The 13,807-nt window shown below is 61.2% G+C and carries 20 protein-coding genes; 16 read left to right on the top strand and 4 right to left on the bottom strand.

The features are described 5' to 3' along the window. Positions 1 to 15 precede the first annotated feature (15 nt). From rpsN to rpmD, 6 genes are all read left to right on the top strand, one after another. A complete protein-coding gene (gene rpsN / locus BWR18_RS13120) occupies positions 16 to 321 on the top strand; it encodes a 30S ribosomal protein S14 (protein WP_076628849.1) in 306 nt (101 codons plus the stop codon). Between the two features lie 13 nt (positions 322 to 334). Continuing rightward, complete coding sequence (gene rpsH / locus BWR18_RS13115; protein ID WP_076628847.1) at positions 335 to 727, top strand: 30S ribosomal protein S8; 393 nt, start codon at positions 335 to 337, stop codon at positions 725 to 727. Between the two features lie 12 nt (positions 728 to 739). Continuing rightward, complete coding sequence (gene rplF, locus BWR18_RS13110) at positions 740 to 1,273, top strand: 50S ribosomal protein L6 (protein WP_076628845.1); 534 nt, start codon at positions 740 to 742, stop codon at positions 1,271 to 1,273. Positions 1,274 to 1,284: 11 nt separating this feature from the next. Next, positions 1,285 to 1,644, top strand: a complete 360-nt coding sequence (gene rplR, locus BWR18_RS13105; protein WP_076628843.1) for a 50S ribosomal protein L18 — start codon at positions 1,285 to 1,287, stop codon at positions 1,642 to 1,644. A 175-nt stretch (positions 1,645 to 1,819) separates the two neighbouring features. Next, positions 1,820 to 2,398: a 30S ribosomal protein S5 gene (gene rpsE, locus BWR18_RS13100; protein ID WP_076628842.1), complete on the top strand. Its 579-nt coding sequence runs from the start codon at positions 1,820 to 1,822 to the stop codon at positions 2,396 to 2,398. Between the two features lie 5 nt (positions 2,399 to 2,403). Then, complete coding sequence (rpmD, locus tag BWR18_RS13095) at positions 2,404 to 2,592, top strand: 50S ribosomal protein L30 (protein ID WP_076628840.1); 189 nt, start codon at positions 2,404 to 2,406, stop codon at positions 2,590 to 2,592. Positions 2,593 to 2,662: 70 nt separating this feature from the next. Here rpmD and BWR18_RS21705 read toward each other — a convergent pair whose 3' ends face one another. Further along, positions 2,663 to 3,436, bottom strand: coding sequence for a hypothetical protein (locus tag BWR18_RS21705; RefSeq protein ID WP_157598764.1), 774 nt, complete (start codon positions 3,434 to 3,436; stop codon positions 2,663 to 2,665). A gap of 2 nt (positions 3,437 to 3,438) precedes the next feature. Further along, entirely contained in the window at positions 3,439 to 4,155 is a 717-nt protein-coding gene (locus tag BWR18_RS13090; RefSeq protein WP_076628838.1) for a vWA domain-containing protein, read from the bottom strand. 79 nt (positions 4,156 to 4,234) lie between these two features. Between BWR18_RS13090 and BWR18_RS13085 the strand changes: the two genes are divergently transcribed. Then, on the top strand, positions 4,235 to 4,879 hold the full coding sequence (locus tag BWR18_RS13085; RefSeq protein WP_076628836.1) for a 2-hydroxychromene-2-carboxylate isomerase: 645 nt from the start codon (positions 4,235 to 4,237) through the stop codon (positions 4,877 to 4,879). Here the strand turns inward: BWR18_RS13085 and BWR18_RS13080 are convergent. Together BWR18_RS13080 and BWR18_RS13075 are read right to left on the bottom strand one after the other, a co-directional pair. Further along, positions 4,836 to 5,531, bottom strand: a complete 696-nt coding sequence (locus BWR18_RS13080; RefSeq protein WP_076628835.1) for a hypothetical protein — start codon at positions 5,529 to 5,531, stop codon at positions 4,836 to 4,838. The two genes, BWR18_RS13085 and BWR18_RS13080, sit on opposite strands and share 44 nt — an antisense overlap. Positions 5,532 to 5,660: 129 nt before the next feature. Beyond that, positions 5,661 to 6,305, bottom strand: a complete 645-nt coding sequence (locus tag BWR18_RS13075) for a hypothetical protein (protein ID WP_076628833.1) — start codon at positions 6,303 to 6,305, stop codon at positions 5,661 to 5,663. Between the two features lie 312 nt (positions 6,306 to 6,617). Here BWR18_RS13075 and rplO point away from each other — a divergent pair, with 312 nt between their 5' ends. The 9 genes from rplO (at position 6,618) to BWR18_RS13035 (ending at position 13,806) form a co-directional block, all read left to right on the top strand. Next, entirely contained in the window at positions 6,618 to 7,088 is a 471-nt protein-coding gene (rplO, locus tag BWR18_RS13070; protein WP_076628832.1) for a 50S ribosomal protein L15, read from the top strand. A 116-nt stretch (positions 7,089 to 7,204) separates the two neighbouring features. After that, entirely contained in the window at positions 7,205 to 8,569 is a 1,365-nt protein-coding gene (secY, locus tag BWR18_RS13065; protein ID WP_076628830.1) for a preprotein translocase subunit SecY, read from the top strand. A gap of 24 nt (positions 8,570 to 8,593) precedes the next feature. Further along, positions 8,594 to 9,172, top strand: a complete 579-nt coding sequence (locus BWR18_RS13060) for an adenylate kinase (RefSeq protein WP_076628828.1) — start codon at positions 8,594 to 8,596, stop codon at positions 9,170 to 9,172. Next, positions 9,169 to 9,582, top strand: a complete 414-nt coding sequence (locus BWR18_RS21700) for a hypothetical protein (protein ID WP_157598762.1) — start codon at positions 9,169 to 9,171, stop codon at positions 9,580 to 9,582. Before BWR18_RS13060 ends, BWR18_RS21700 begins: the two co-directional genes overlap by 4 nt. Before the next feature lie 195 nt (positions 9,583 to 9,777). After that, positions 9,778 to 10,146 carry a 30S ribosomal protein S13 gene (gene rpsM / locus BWR18_RS13055; protein WP_076628827.1) on the top strand — a complete coding sequence of 123 codons (369 nt, stop codon included), beginning with the start codon at positions 9,778 to 9,780 and terminating at the stop codon, positions 10,144 to 10,146. 12 nt (positions 10,147 to 10,158) lie between these two features. Further along, positions 10,159 to 10,551 carry a 30S ribosomal protein S11 gene (gene rpsK, locus BWR18_RS13050; protein WP_076628825.1) on the top strand — a complete coding sequence of 131 codons (393 nt, stop codon included), beginning with the start codon at positions 10,159 to 10,161 and terminating at the stop codon, positions 10,549 to 10,551. A gap of 113 nt (positions 10,552 to 10,664) precedes the next feature. Then, positions 10,665 to 11,681: a DNA-directed RNA polymerase subunit alpha gene (locus BWR18_RS13045; protein ID WP_076630310.1), complete on the top strand. Its 1,017-nt coding sequence runs from the start codon at positions 10,665 to 10,667 to the stop codon at positions 11,679 to 11,681. A 218-nt stretch (positions 11,682 to 11,899) separates the two neighbouring features. Further along, positions 11,900 to 12,319: a 50S ribosomal protein L17 gene (gene rplQ / locus BWR18_RS13040; RefSeq protein WP_076630309.1), complete on the top strand. Its 420-nt coding sequence runs from the start codon at positions 11,900 to 11,902 to the stop codon at positions 12,317 to 12,319. 110 nt (positions 12,320 to 12,429) lie between these two features. Then, entirely contained in the window at positions 12,430 to 13,806 is a 1,377-nt protein-coding gene (locus BWR18_RS13035; protein ID WP_076628823.1) for a trypsin-like peptidase domain-containing protein, read from the top strand. Position 13,807: the final 1 nt, after the last annotated feature.

Raw genomic sequence — 13,807 nt, 5'->3', positions numbered from 1 at the left:
GCAGAGGAAAAAGATATGGCTAAAAAATCCATGATCGCGCGCGAAGTGAAGCGCGAAAAGCTGGTGAAGAAGTACGCGGCCAAGCGTGCGGAACTCAAAGAGATCATCAGCGATGAAAGCAAACCGATGGAAGAGCGTTTTCGCGCCTCGCTGAAGCTGGCAAAACTGCCCCGCAACAGCAGCGCCACGCGTCTTCACAACCGCTGCCAGCTGACCGGTCGTCCGCATGCGTATTACCGCAAGCTGAAGATCAGCCGGATCGCGCTGCGGGACCTTGGCTCTGCCGGCCAGATCCCCGGCCTTGTGAAATCAAGCTGGTAAGGGAGAGAGTGTTATGAACGATCCTATCGGCGATATGCTCACCCGTATCCGCAACAGCCAGATGCGCGGCAAATCCGTGGTCGAGACGCCTGCGTCGAAACTGCGCGAGCGCGTGCTGGAAGTGCTGGCGGACGAGGGTTACATCCGTGGTTTCGAGAAAACCACCGGTGAAAACGGCCACCCGGCCATTGAAATCAGCCTCAAGTACTACGAAGGCGAGCCTGTGATCCGCGAGCTGAAGCGCGTGTCCAAGCCCGGCCGTCGTGTGTACATGGGTGTGAACGACATCCCGCAGGTCCGTCAGGGTCTGGGCGTGTCGATCGTGTCCACGTCCAAGGGCGTGATGTCGGATGCAAACGCACGTCAAGCCAATGTTGGCGGCGAAGTGCTTTGCACGATCTTCTAAGGAGAACAGCAGATGTCTCGTATTGGTAAAAAACCGGTCGATCTGCCCTCGGGTGTCTCTGCATCCGTCTCCGGCCAGACGATCGAAGTGAAGGGCCCCAAGGGGACCCGCAGCTTCACAGCCACTGACGACGTGACCCTCAAGGTCGAAGACAACGTCGTTTCCATCGTACCCCGCGGCAAGTCCAAGCGCGCGCGCCAGCAGTGGGGCATGTCCCGCACGCAGGTCGAAAATTGCGTGATCGGCGTGACCGAAGGGTTCAAGAAAGAGTTGGAAATCCAGGGCGTGGGTTACCGGGCACAGATGCAGGGCAACACCCTGAAGCTGAACCTGGGTCTGTCCCATGACGTGGATTACACCGCCCCCGAGGGTGTCACAGTGACCGCCCCCAAGCAGACTGAGATCGTTGTCGAAGGCATTGATCAGCAGCTGGTTGGCCAGGTTGCCGCCAACATCCGCGAATGGCGCAAGCCCGAGCCCTACAAGGGCAAAGGCATCCGCTATAAGGGCGAGTTTATCTTCCGCAAGGAAGGCAAGAAGAAGTAAGGACCAGACAGATGGCAAACAGCAAACGGACCCTGTTCCTCAAGCGCCGCCTGCGCGTCCGGAACAAACTTCGCAAGGTCAATGCCGGGCGCGCGCGCCTGAGCGTGCACCGCTCCAACAAGAACATCAGCGTGCAGCTGATCGACGATGTGAACGGTGTGACACTGGCGGCGGCTTCGACCCTGGAAAAAGACCTGGGCGTCGTTGGCAAGAACAACATCGACGCGGCCACCAAGGTGGGCTCGGCGATTGCCGAGCGCGCGAAGAAGGCTGGCGTGGAAGAAGCATATTTCGACCGCGGTGGTTTCCTGTTTCACGGCAAGGTGAAGGCATTGGCCGAAGCCGCGCGTGAAGGTGGTTTGAAGATCTAAGGTGTGCGGTGCGCAGTGAATGCGCACCCTACGCCTGACCCGTAGGGTGTGCGCCATGCGCGCACCTTGCACCAAGACTGAGGAGGGCGATGTCGCCCTCCCGATGATCCGGGGGCCCGCGGCCCACTGGGATCGAGTAAAACTGGCGTAAGCCACCTATTCAAAGGATGTTCTGATGGCAGAACGTGATAACCGCCGGGGCAACCGTCGCGACCGCGACGAGGCACCGGAATTTGCAGATCGCCTGGTTGCGATCAACCGCGTGTCGAAAACAACGAAAGGTGGCAAGAACTTTGGTTTCGCCGCTCTTGTCGTTGTGGGCGACCAGAAGGGCCGCGTCGGCTTTGGCAAGGGCAAGGCCAAGGAGGTCCCCGAGGCCATCCGCAAGGCCACCGAGCAGGCCAAGCGCCAGATGATCCGCGTGCAACTGCGCGAAGGCCGCACCCTGCACCACGACATGGAAGGGCGCCACGGCGCCGGCAAGGTCGTCATGCGCAGCGCGCCTGAGGGGACCGGGATCATCGCCGGTGGTCCGATGCGTGCCGTGTTCGAGATGCTGGGCGTCAAGGACGTCGTGTCCAAATCCATCGGCTCGGCCAACCCCTACAACATGATCCGCGCCACCATGGACGGCCTGCGCAAAGAGCAGAGCCCCCGCGGTGTGGCTCAACGTCGTGGCAAGAAGGTTTCCGACATCCTGCCCAAGCGGGACGAGGCACCGTCCGAGCAAAGCCAAGTGGCTGAGGAGGCCTGAGACAGATGGCAAAGACAATCGTCGTCAAACAAGTTGGCTCGCCCATCCGTCGCCCCGCTGAACAGCGCGCGACCCTGATCGGCCTGGGCCTGAACAAGATGCACAAGACCCGCGAGCTGGAAGACACCCCTTCGGTCCGCGGCATGGTCCGGAAGATCCCGCACCTGGTCGAGATCATCGAAGAGAAGGGCTGAACGCCCCGGATATCCGGCTGGTGCCGGATGACAAACTTTGACGCCCCGCCTTTTGGTGGGGCGTTTTTCGTTATGGAAAACGTCGGTCAAAGTGCCTTTCGTAAAGTTCTGTGTGAGGGCGATAGTGTGTGATCGTATTAGGAGTAAGAAAAACCTGAAAATGCGATAGAGCATTTTCCACGTCGTTCGCTGTCACCCTTGATGTTATTGTATTTGTTTCGTTTCTTGCATAGTCAAACAGACTGCCGACTAGTGCATAAAGATAGGCCCAGTGAACAGCATGCCTATAGTCTTCTGGAGAGACACTGTTTCCAATTCTGTGCGCCACCCCATTGGTTCTAGCAACCAAGATCTGGTGTTCACGCAGAATGCCAGCAATTCGATCTCTAACCGGTCCGGCTTGGATGTTCTCTAACAAATCACGAAGTACCCTGACCGCTTCATCCGGGATGCCAAGACTTGAAATACTTGTTGGTGTCACTGCTGCGCGAATTACACCTGTAGAACTGTAGGTATAGGTCTGATGAAAGCCCTTTCGCGCGACTTCGCAGATTTGCGAAAGCGCGTTTGGCAGGAATGCGCGAGCTGATTCAACTTTGCCTTCGCGCTCCGACCTTTTAATCTGCGTTTGGTGATCTACCGTGAAAAGAACCCCAGCAACTGCTAGTGTTGCCGAGATTAACGAAACCAGCGCTGTGGCTCCGTAGGTGCCCCATCGCTTCCATTCCTCCGCAATTTCAGCATCCAAGAGGATCGCCACAGTAGAGGCAATGGACGCTCCCAAAAAAATTCCAAACGGTGCGTTCGCCAGAAAACGTTTCAGATACAAATTCAATACCAACATCTCTAGGGAACCACCCTAGTACGAAAGATTGTTGATCCAATCAACGCACACCCCAACGTCACCCTGAGCGCGTCCGCCAATTCATCCACCGTCTCGGTCGACACATAAAGCCCCCCGGTCCGGTCCGCCAAACACTTGGCCACCGTGTTGCCCGCGCCCACATCCACCTGTTCCGGATTGTCCCAGCTGAAGAAATCCACCACCACCTGAAAGCCGATCACGTGGACCGTGAGGTCGTGCGCCTCTGCCGCGAGGGTCGATCCCAGCGCGCAGGGCCGCCCGCCGCAGGTCTCATTGCCGTCGGTGACCAGTACGACGATGCCCGGATCGGTGCGGTGGTTGAGCGCTTCGGCTGCGGCGCGGACGGACGCGGCCAGCGCCGTCAGCCCCTTCGGCTCCATCGCGTCGATTTCCGTCAGGATGTCGGTTGCGGCGTCGGCCCGTGGTCCGAACCGCAGGTCGATATTGGCGCAGCTGTCTGCGTTGCTGCCGGGGCCGTAGGTCAGCAGGCCCACGTCCCGAAACGGCGTGATGTCTGGCAGGGCGTCGCGTAGCGCGGCCCGTGCGTCCACGATCCGGGTCTTGCGCGAGATGTCGAAGCTCAGCTCGTCCATGGAGGCCGAGCCGTCAAAGACCAGCATCGCGTCGCGCGCGCAGGCGGTGGCGGGCGCGGGCAGGGCGCTGGCAAGGGCGGCGGCAAGGGTGAGGGCGCGGAGCATGGGGGCAGAGTGGCATTGGCCCCGGTGCATGCGCAACGGTGGATTGTGCGCCGCGGCGTTGATCCCTAGCCTGCGTTGCATGACCGATCTGACCTATTACTATTCCGCCCATTCCGCCTTTGCCTATTTGGGCTCCGCCCGCGTGATGCAGATCTGTGCCGATCAGGGCCTGACGCTGGTGCATCGGCCCATTCCATTGTCGCCGGTGGTGGAGGCGCAGGGGAGCCTGCCGTTTGGGCAGCGGACGCAGGCGCATGTGGACTACTTCTTTGGCCGCGAGATTGAGCGGTGGGCAGAGCTGCGCGGCGTGCCGGTCGTGTCCTTTCGCCCGACGCACCACGATGCGGATTACACCTTGGCCAGCCATCTGATCCTTGCGCTTGGGGACCGGGGGGCGGCGGTGGATGCTTTGGCGCATGCCGTGCTGGAGGCGCATTGGCGCAATGATGCGGATTTGTCCGACGCGGCGACGCTGCGCGCCCTCGTGGCCGGGTTGGGGCATAATGCTGACGCGCTCTTTGCGACGGCGGGCACGCCCGAGATCGCCGCGCAATATGCGGCCAACGCGCAGGCGGCCTTGGCGGCGCATGTCTTTGGATCACCGACATATGTGCTGGAGGGAGAGGTGTTTTACGGGCAGGACCGGCTGGCACTGCTGGAACGTGCGATCGCGCAGCCCTTTACTCCGACGCGCTGGGCGAACCCGGCCGTTGGAACGACATGACCGACAGGGTCAGGTGCTGGCGATGTTCGGGTGCGCCCGGGGCGGGGCTTCGGCGCTGCACCAGCTGACCGGCGGCCATGCACAGCATGACGCCGCCCGACAGGGCCATGACATAGAGCGGGTAGGCAAGCAAAAGCCAGTCCACGCGCCCGACCGCCACGACGGCCAGCAGCGCAGAGACAAAGAACGCGGCCCATGTGGCCCATGTTTCCGACCGCGGGTCGAGAAACGCCTTTTTCATTGTCAGCAGCCCGCCCATCATCGACATCGTGATGGTCACGAAAAGGGAATAGGCGGCACTTTCCATCTCGGCCCAAAGCCAGATGCCGACGGCGGTGGCGGTCAGGACCTGACTGTCCTCGGTCTTGAACCGCAACTGTGTGGTCTTCCAGAAGGTCAGGCCGCAGATGATGATGGTGCCCGCCGTCTGGATCGCGGCAAAGCCCAGCGAACGGTCGGCCCCTTCATAGAGCTGACTGAGCAGCGACACCGCGCTCAGGAGCGCCCAGATCAGCCAGGATGCGCGTTCTGGCCGGGTCTGGTTGGTCAGAATGTCACGAATATAGGGCCAGAACGCGTAGATGCTGAGCAGGGCAGAGGCCAGCCCGGCGCGGTACGCGACCTCAGGATGCTGTGCAATGGCGTGCAGCAAGGGGGGCTCCGATTGGGTGTGCTGGCCTGTTTCGTTCTGCTGTGCTGCCCATTCGGGCGTGTCATGCGCGCCGACTATACCCGAAAATCGCGCGATAACAGCTATATCTTGTAGGCGCGCGCGGTTTTTCTACATCGCCCCACCGGCGGTGTGGCGCCCGGTGGACAGCATCGCGTGATGTCCGCGGGTCCTGCCCAACATGATTGCCAGAACGATGCCGGAATACAGGCACAGCAGGTAGAGCGGGTAAGCGAGCAGCACCCAATCCAGATGGCCCACGGCGCAGATGGCGCAGAGGGCGGCCAGCCATGAGATGACCCAGGTCGACATCGTCTCGGTCTCCGGGGCGCGGTACGCCTTGGCGATGGTTGCGGCCCCGCCGAGCATAGAAATCGAAATGGTGATGACCAGCGCGTAGGCTGCGGTGTCTGTTGACGCCCACAGGGCCAGACCCAGAGTGGCCGCAATAAGGATGTATTCATCGCCCGGGTTCAGAAACCGGCCCTGACCGCGCCAGATCGACAGCCCGAAGATGACGATGGTCCAGCCGACTTGTATGGCTGCGAACCAAAGCGAGGCGGTCGCCCCTTCCACGATTTGGGACATCAAGGCGATGCTGCCCAGAACCGACCAGATCAGCCAGCACGCCCGCTGCGGCCGGGTGTGACCGCGCAGGACATCCCGCGCGTAAGGGTAGAAGGCGTAAATACTGAGCAAGGCGGAGGCCAGACCGAACAGGCGGACCGGCCCGCCGCCTTGCAAAAGCGCGTCCATCAAATGACTTCTCCAAAAATAGTGCATCCGGGTGGATGCGGATCGTGAAATACGGGTGCCGCTGAATGCGCGCGGCCAAGACTATACGGACCCGTGTATCAGGGATGCGGCGCCCTGATCAGTCCGGTATTCCTTACTCTTGCCATACTCCCGATGCGGGTGGTGTGGCCGCGCACTGCATGGGCTTGATCCGCTGCCGCGCGGCGTCTATACGCCCCCAGTGGCGCCGTGCGCCGCGAGAATCAAAACCAAGAAACGCCGTGGTTGTCCCGTTCACGCTTCGTGGGGCACATCCGGCAAAGGAGAAGCGATATGAAACTGAATGAACTGCGCGACAATCCCGGCGCAACCAAACCGCGCAAGCGCGTGGGCCGTGGTCCGGGCTCCGGCACCGGCAAGATGGGTGGCCGTGGTATCAAGGGTCAGAAATCCCGTTCGGGTGTGGCCATCAACGGCTACGAAGGCGGCCAGATGCCGCTCTATCAACGTCTGCCCAAGCGCGGCTTCAACAAGCCGAACCGCAAGGCATTTGCCGTTGTGAACCTGGGCCTGATCCAGAAATTCATCGACGCGGGCAAGATCGACGCGGGCAAGGCCATCGACGAGGACGCGCTGATTGCCTCCGGTCTGGTGCGCCGCAAGCTGGACGGTATCCGCGTTCTGGCCAAGGGCGAGATCACCACGAAAGTTGAACTTGCCGTGACTGGTGCGTCGAAATCCGCTGTGGAAGCCGTTGAAAAAGCGGGTGGGTCGCTGACCACAACCGCGGCGGCCGCCGAGTAAGCCAGTTTGATGTCTTGTGAGCCGCGCGCGAGCGGCTTACATAGTCTCTAGTTTTTCCACGCCGCCCGCCGAAAAACGGTATTGGGCGGCGTTTCGCCATAAAGGAACATGCCCGCATGGTATCTGCCGTCGAGAATATGGCCGCCAACACGAGCTGGAGCGCTCTAGGCAAGGCCACCGACCTGCGCAACCGCATCCTGTTTACCCTCGGTCTGCTGATCGTCTACCGCCTTGGCACCTTTATCCCGGTGCCCGGCATTGACGGTGCCGCCCTGCGGGAGTTCATGGAAAGCGCCGGTCAGGGCATTGGCGGCATGGTGTCCATGTTCACCGGTGGTGCGCTGGGCCGGATGGGTATCTTTGCCCTGGGCATCATGCCCTATATCTCTGCCTCGATCATCGTGCAGCTTCTGACCTCGATGGTGCCCAAGCTGGAGCAGCTCAAGAAAGAGGGCGAGCAGGGGCGCAAGAAGATCAATCAGTATACGCGGTACGGCACCGTGGCGCTGGCGACCTTGCAGGCCTACGGGCTGGCCGTGTCGCTGGAATCCGGTGACCTGGTGACCGATCCGGGCATGTTCTTCCGCATTTCGTGCCTGATCACCCTTGTGGGCGGCACCATGTTCCTGATGTGGCTGGGTGAGCAGATCACGGCACGCGGCATCGGCAACGGTATTTCGCTGATCATCTTCGTCGGCATCATCGCCGAGGTGCCGGCGGCGCTGGCGCAGTTCTTTGCCTCCGGTCGCTCCGGCGCACTGAGCCCCGCGATCATCGTGGGTGTGATCGTGATGGTCATCGTCACCATCACCTTTGTGGTGTTCATGGAACGCGCCCTGCGTAAGATCCACATCCAGTACCCCCGCCGTCAGGTGGGGATGAAGGTCTATGACGGCGGCAAATCCGACCTGCCGGTCAAGGTGAACCCGGCAGGCGTGATCCCGGCGATCTTTGCCTCGTCCCTGCTGTTGTTGCCGGTGACCATCTCGACCTTCTCGGGCGGTTCGACCAGTCCGATCATGTCATGGCTCTTGGCCAATTTCGGGCCCGGACAGCCGCTGTACCTGCTCTTCTTTGCGGCGATGATCGTGTTCTTTGCCTATTTCTACACGTTCAATGTCAGCTTCAAACCCGATGACGTGGCCGAGAACCTGAAGAACCAGAACGGCTTTGTCCCCGGCATCCGTCCGGGCAAGCGCACCGCCGAATACCTGGAATACGTGGTGAACCGCGTGCTTGTTCTGGGCTCGGCCTATCTGGCGCTGGTCTGTCTGCTGCCGGAAATCCTACGCGGTGAGTTTGCCATTCCGTTCTACTTTGGCGGCACGTCGGTGCTGATCGTGGTGTCGGTGACGATGGACACGATCCAGCAGGTTCAAAGCCATCTGCTGGCGCACCAGTACGAAGGTCTGATTGAGAAATCGCAACTGCGCGGTAAGGGCAACAAGACCCGCCGCAAACGGAGCCCTGTGCGCCGCTAAAGCGGCATAGGGAGGGGACAGCTGATGAACATTATTCTCTTGGGCCCGCCGGGCGCGGGCAAGGGAACGCAGGCGCGTTTTCTGGTGGAAGAGCGCGGCATGGTGCAACTGTCGACGGGCGACATGCTGCGCGCGGCCAAGGAAAGCGGGACCGAGATGGGCCAGATCGTGGCCGACGTTATGGCGCGCGGCGCGCTGGTCACGGACGAGATCGTGATCGGCCTGATCCGCGAACAATTGGAGACGGTCAAGGCCAACGGCTTCATCTTCGACGGCTTCCCCCGCACGCTGGCGCAGGCCGATGCGCTGAACGATCTGTTGGCCGAACAGGGCGAGAGCCTCGATGCCGTGATCGAGCTTGAGGTGGATGACGAGGTGCTGGTGCAACGCATCGTCGGCCGCGCCGCCGAGGCTGCCGCGGCAGGTCAGCCCGTGCGGGCCGACGACAACGCCGAGTCGATGAAAGTGCGCCTGATGGAGTACTACAAAAAGACGTCGCCGCTGATCGGCTATTACTACGCCAAGGGTCAGCTGACGAAGGTCGATGGGCTGGGCGAGATCGCGGATGTGAAGGCGGCTATCACGGGTGTGCTTGACGGGTGAACAAGCTGCTCCTGGCGCTCGGGCTCGTGTTCTTGGCATTTCCCGGCAATGCATTGGCAGAAGACCTATTCGCCGAAACACCCGAATTGTGCACCTTGAGCCGCGTTGAACATCAAGGTCGAACGGCGGCAACGGCTCGAGTCAAAACACGAGGCTCCGCAACAGGTCTGTTGTTCGGTAGTTTTCACTACTCGTGCCGCGCGCGTTTTGATGAAACATGGGCTAAGCTGGAACTGGGAGCGCTGTTTGTTTTCCTCAGCCAGTGCAACATCCACACTGATCGCTATGGTGGACCATCAAAAAAGACTGCAGTCAGCGCGGTTGTTAAACTGACGGAAGAAAAAATGCGTTTAGTCGTGAACCTTGACGGTGAACCAATTCGGGTCGATGTCCAACTTTGCGACGGCTAGGTTCGGGCTGAGAGCAAGGGGTTGACGCCCCCTTAATCAAGGCCTATCTCACGCCATCTCTAACGAGAATCAAAGACGGGAACGCGTCCCGTCGGATCACCTGATCAGCGGCAGGCCCGGGGGCAAAATCCTTGGGCCTTATGTTGTGAAAAAAGGACCTGGAATGACGGGTCCGCAACGAGAAGGAAAGCCCACGTGGCACGTATTGCAGGGGTCAACATCCCCACCGCCAAGCGTGTTCCGATCGCCCTGACCTACATCACGGGTATCGGCAACACCTCCGCCCAGAAAATTTGTGAAGCTGTCGGCATCGACCTGACACGCCGTGTGAACGAGCTGTCGGACGCCGAAGTGCTGAAGATCCGCGAGCATATCGACGAGAACTTTACCGTCGAAGGTGACCTGCGTCGTGAAACGCAGATGAACATCAAGCGCCTGATGGACCTGGGCTGCTACCGTGGCCTGCGCCACCGTCGCAACCTGCCCGTCCGCGGTCAGCGCACCAGCACCAACGCTCGCACCCGCAAAGGCCCCGCAAAGGCCATTGCCGGCAAGAAGAAATAAGGAGGCGCATCCATGGCACGTGACACACGGCGCGCGGGTAAGCGCAAGGTCTCCAAGAATATCGCGGCGGGCGTGGCCCACGTGAATTCGTCGTTCAACAACACCAAGATCCTGATCTCGGATGTGCAGGGCAACGCCATTTCGTGGTCGTCTGCCGGCACCATGGGCTTCAAGGGCTCGCGGAAATCCACGCCCTACGCCGCCCAGATGGCCGCCGAAGACGCGGGCCGCAAGGCACAGGAACACGGTGTGAAGACGCTGGAAGTCGAAGTGCAGGGCCCCGGTTCGGGCCGCGAAAGCGCCCTGCGCGCACTGGCTGCTGTTGGCTTCAACATCACGTCCATCCGTGACGTGACGCCGATTGCCCACAACGGCTGCCGTCCGCCCAAGCGCCGCCGCGTCTAAGCGACAATCGAACATCTTTTGGGGCCTGCGTTCCGCACGGCCCCAAACCGCTTTTTGAAACCTCGGGCGTCTGCATGTTGGGACATGGCACGCGGACAGGAATGGAGGGACGCATGATCCACAAGAACTGGGCCGAACTGATCAAGCCGCAGCAGCTTGACGTCAAGCCGGGCAATGAACCCGCGCGCCAGGCCACTGTTATTGCCGAACCGCTGGAGCGCGGTTTCGGTCTGACCATGGGCAACGCGCTGCGCCGCGTGCTGATGTCGTCGCTGCAGGGCGCGGCCATCACATCCGTGCAGATCGACAACGTGCTGCACGAATTTTCATCCGTTGCCGGTGTGCGCGAAGACGTGACCGACATTATCCTGAACCTCAAGCAGGTCAGCCTGCGCATGGAAGTCGAAGGGCCCAAGCGCCTGTCGATCTCCGCCAAGGGTCCGGGTGTCGTGACCGCCGGTGACATCTCGGAATCCGCGGGCATCGAGATCCTGAACCGCGATCTGGTCATCTGCCACCTCGACGACGGTGCCGATGTCTACATGGAACTGACGGTCAACACCGGCAAGGGCTATGTCTCGGCGGACAAGAACAAGCCCGAGGATGCGCCCATCGGCCTGATCCCGATCGACGCGATCTATTCGCCCGTCAAAAAGGTCAGCTACGACGTGCAGCCCACCCGCGAGGGCCAGGTGCTGGACTATGACAAGCTGACCATGAAGGTCGAAACCGATGGCTCCATCAGCCCTGACGATGCCGTGGCCTTTGCCGCGCGCATCCTGCAGGACCAGCTGGGCATCTTCGTCAACTTCGACGAGCCGGAAAGCGCCTCGCGTCAGGACGACGACGACGGTCTTGAGTTCAACCCGCTTCTCTTGAAGAAAGTGGACGAGCTGGAACTGTCGGTCCGGTCTGCGAACTGCCTGAAGAACGACAACATCGTGTATATCGGCGATCTGATCCAGAAGACCGAAGCCGAGATGCTGCGCACGCCGAACTTTGGCCGCAAGTCGCTGAACGAGATCAAGGAAGTGCTGTCGGGCATGGGTCTGCACCTTGGCATGGATGTCGAGGACTGGCCGCCGGACAACATCGAAGATCTGGCCAAGAAGTTCGAAGATAACTTCTAGGCCCGTGTGGTGGGCAGACTGCCCACCCTACAACATCGGCGTTTTCAAATGCCGTGATAACAAGGGGTTGCGCGGCATTGCCAATGGGCAACGCGCCACCCCACCCCGGGCAGATGCGCGTTCCGTCGGAACGTGCCGGCCCCAAGGAGAGCCGCGGGCACGCACCCGGGGCCAGACAAAGCAAAACAGCCCGTAGAGGGCAAAAAGGAGACAAGAAAATGCGTCACGCACGTGGTTACCGCCGCCTGAACCGGACACATGAGCACCGCAAGGCTCTGTTCGCGAACATGGCAGGCTCGCTCATCGAACATGAGCAGATCAAGACAACCTTGCCCAAGGCCAAGGAACTGAAACCCATCGTCGAAAAGCTGGTCACGCTGGCCAAGCGCGGCGATCTGCACGCCCGCCGCCAGGCCGCATCCAAGCTGAAAGAAGAGCAATACGTCGCCAAGCTCTTTGACGTGTTGGGCCCGCGCTATGCCGAGCGTCAGGGTGGGTACATCCGCGTCCTCAAGGCTGGCTTCCGCTACGGTGATATGGCGCCCATGGCGATCATCGAGTTCGTGGACCGCGACCGCGACGCCAAGGGTGCCGCCGACAAGGCCCGCGTCGCTGCCGAGGATGCGGCAGAAGAATAAGTCGGGTCATGTATCTGATCCAAGGCCCTCGCCCATTGGCGGGGGCTTTTTCGTTTTGGCACAGAGTGGCGCTTGTATTGGCCGTGCGGGATTTGCATATTTTTGGAACAATGAAGTTTCTGATCTCCCTCCTTCTCTGCTGTCTTCCCTTTGTGGCGCAGGCCGAGAGCCGCGTGCCGCAAAGCCAGTCCGAGATTGCGCTCAGCTTTGCGCCTTTGGTCCGTGGAACGGCGCCTGCTGTGGTGAACATCTATGTGCGCTTTGTCACGCAGGCCCGCGCGCGCACGCCGTTCATGGATGACCCGTTCTTTGAGCGGTTGTTCGAGGGGTTCGGGCAGACGCAGCCGCGGGTTCAGAATTCGCTGGGGTCGGGTGTGATCCTGAGCGAGGACGGCATTGTCGTGTCGAACTACCATGTGGTGGGGCAGGCGACCGATATTCGTGTGGTGCTGAACGATGGACGCGAATATGACGCGCGCGTACTGCTTGGGGATCAGGACAGTGATCTGGCCATTCTCAAGATCGACGGGATCGCGGACCTGCCATTCCTTTCCCTGCGCGACAGCGAGACGGTCGAGGTGGGTGAGCTGACGCTTGCCATCGGCAACCCCTTTGGTGTCGGGCAGACGGTGTCCTCGGGGATTGTGTCTGGGCTTGCCCGGTCAGGCGGTAGCAATGGTCGAGGCGCGGGGTATTTCATCCAGACCGATGCGCCGATCAATCCGGGCAATTCTGGCGGGGCTCTGGTGGATATGCGCGGTCAGCTTTTGGGCATCAACACGCGTATTCTCAGCCGGTCCGGCGGGTCCAATGGCATTGGTTTTGCCATTCCCGCCGATTTGGTGGCCGCCTTTGTCAAGCAGGCGCGCGACGGCAATGACAGCTTTGTTCGCCCGTGGGCCGGTGCGACAGGGCAGGCCGTCGACGCGGATCTGGCCGAGACCTTGGGTCGAGACCGGCCCGGGGGCATCATGCTGGCGGGGTTGCATCCCGCAAGCCCTCTGGCCGAAGCGGGGTTCGAGGTGGGCGACGTGGTGCTGGCGGTTGATGGCGCACCCGTCGGCAGCCCGGGCGAGATGCTGTTTCGCATGAGTGTCGCCAGCGATCAGGAGCGCGCCACCATGATCCGTCTGCGCGATGGGCAAGAGGACGAACTGACCGTCGCCCTGATCCCACCGCCCGATGACCCGCCGCGGGATGAGACGGTTTTGCCTGAAGGTACGAGCCTGCCAGGGCTCACGCTGGCACGCATCAACCCGGCGGTTCTGGCCGAATTGAACCTCCCCATCGCGGCCGAAGGGGTCGTCGTGCTGGACGAAGGGCCGATTGGCCGCCGCGTCGGCTTGCGCCGTGGTGATGTCTTGCAGCGCATCGACCGGCAAGACGTCGAAACACCCGCCCAAGCCGCCGCAATCCTGTCCGAGGCGCGCCGTGGCACCACGGTCCGTGCTGTGCGCGGCAACAGTCGCATCGTGCTGCGGTTCTGAT

The organism is Tateyamaria omphalii (assembly GCF_001969365.1).
Taxonomy (GTDB): Bacteria; Pseudomonadota; Alphaproteobacteria; order Rhodobacterales; family Rhodobacteraceae; genus Tateyamaria; species Tateyamaria omphalii_A.
This window is presented reverse-complemented; position numbering and strand designations above follow the sequence as displayed.

What these genes read in the sequence shown, in the direction of transcription:
- rpsN (WP_076628849.1), top strand. Translation starts at nt 16, where the DNA reads ATGGCTAAAAAATCCATGATCGCGCGCGAAGTGAAGCGCGAAAAGCTG.
- rpsH (WP_076628847.1), top strand. Translation starts at nt 335, where the DNA reads ATGAACGATCCTATCGGCGATATGCTCACCCGTATCCGCAACAGCCAG.
- rplF (WP_076628845.1), top strand. Translation starts at nt 740, where the DNA reads ATGTCTCGTATTGGTAAAAAACCGGTCGATCTGCCCTCGGGTGTCTCT.
- rplR (WP_076628843.1), top strand. Translation starts at nt 1,285, where the DNA reads ATGGCAAACAGCAAACGGACCCTGTTCCTCAAGCGCCGCCTGCGCGTC.
- rpsE (WP_076628842.1), top strand. Translation starts at nt 1,820, where the DNA reads ATGGCAGAACGTGATAACCGCCGGGGCAACCGTCGCGACCGCGACGAG.
- rpmD (WP_076628840.1), top strand. Translation starts at nt 2,404, where the DNA reads ATGGCAAAGACAATCGTCGTCAAACAAGTTGGCTCGCCCATCCGTCGC.
- BWR18_RS21705 (WP_157598764.1), bottom strand. Translation starts at nt 3,436, where the DNA reads ATGTTGGTATTGAATTTGTATCTGAAACGTTTTCTGGCGAACGCACCG.
- BWR18_RS13090 (WP_076628838.1), bottom strand. Translation starts at nt 4,155, where the DNA reads ATGCTCCGCGCCCTCACCCTTGCCGCCGCCCTTGCCAGCGCCCTGCCC.
- BWR18_RS13085 (WP_076628836.1), top strand. Translation starts at nt 4,235, where the DNA reads ATGACCGATCTGACCTATTACTATTCCGCCCATTCCGCCTTTGCCTAT.
- BWR18_RS13075 (WP_076628833.1), bottom strand. Translation starts at nt 6,305, where the DNA reads ATGGACGCGCTTTTGCAAGGCGGCGGGCCGGTCCGCCTGTTCGGTCTG.
- rplO (WP_076628832.1), top strand. Translation starts at nt 6,618, where the DNA reads ATGAAACTGAATGAACTGCGCGACAATCCCGGCGCAACCAAACCGCGC.
- secY (WP_076628830.1), top strand. Translation starts at nt 7,205, where the DNA reads ATGGTATCTGCCGTCGAGAATATGGCCGCCAACACGAGCTGGAGCGCT.
- BWR18_RS13060 (WP_076628828.1), top strand. Translation starts at nt 8,594, where the DNA reads ATGAACATTATTCTCTTGGGCCCGCCGGGCGCGGGCAAGGGAACGCAG.
- rpsK (WP_076628825.1), top strand. Translation starts at nt 10,159, where the DNA reads ATGGCACGTGACACACGGCGCGCGGGTAAGCGCAAGGTCTCCAAGAAT.
- BWR18_RS13045 (WP_076630310.1), top strand. Translation starts at nt 10,665, where the DNA reads ATGATCCACAAGAACTGGGCCGAACTGATCAAGCCGCAGCAGCTTGAC.
- rplQ (WP_076630309.1), top strand. Translation starts at nt 11,900, where the DNA reads ATGCGTCACGCACGTGGTTACCGCCGCCTGAACCGGACACATGAGCAC.
- BWR18_RS13035 (WP_076628823.1), top strand. Translation starts at nt 12,430, where the DNA reads ATGAAGTTTCTGATCTCCCTCCTTCTCTGCTGTCTTCCCTTTGTGGCG.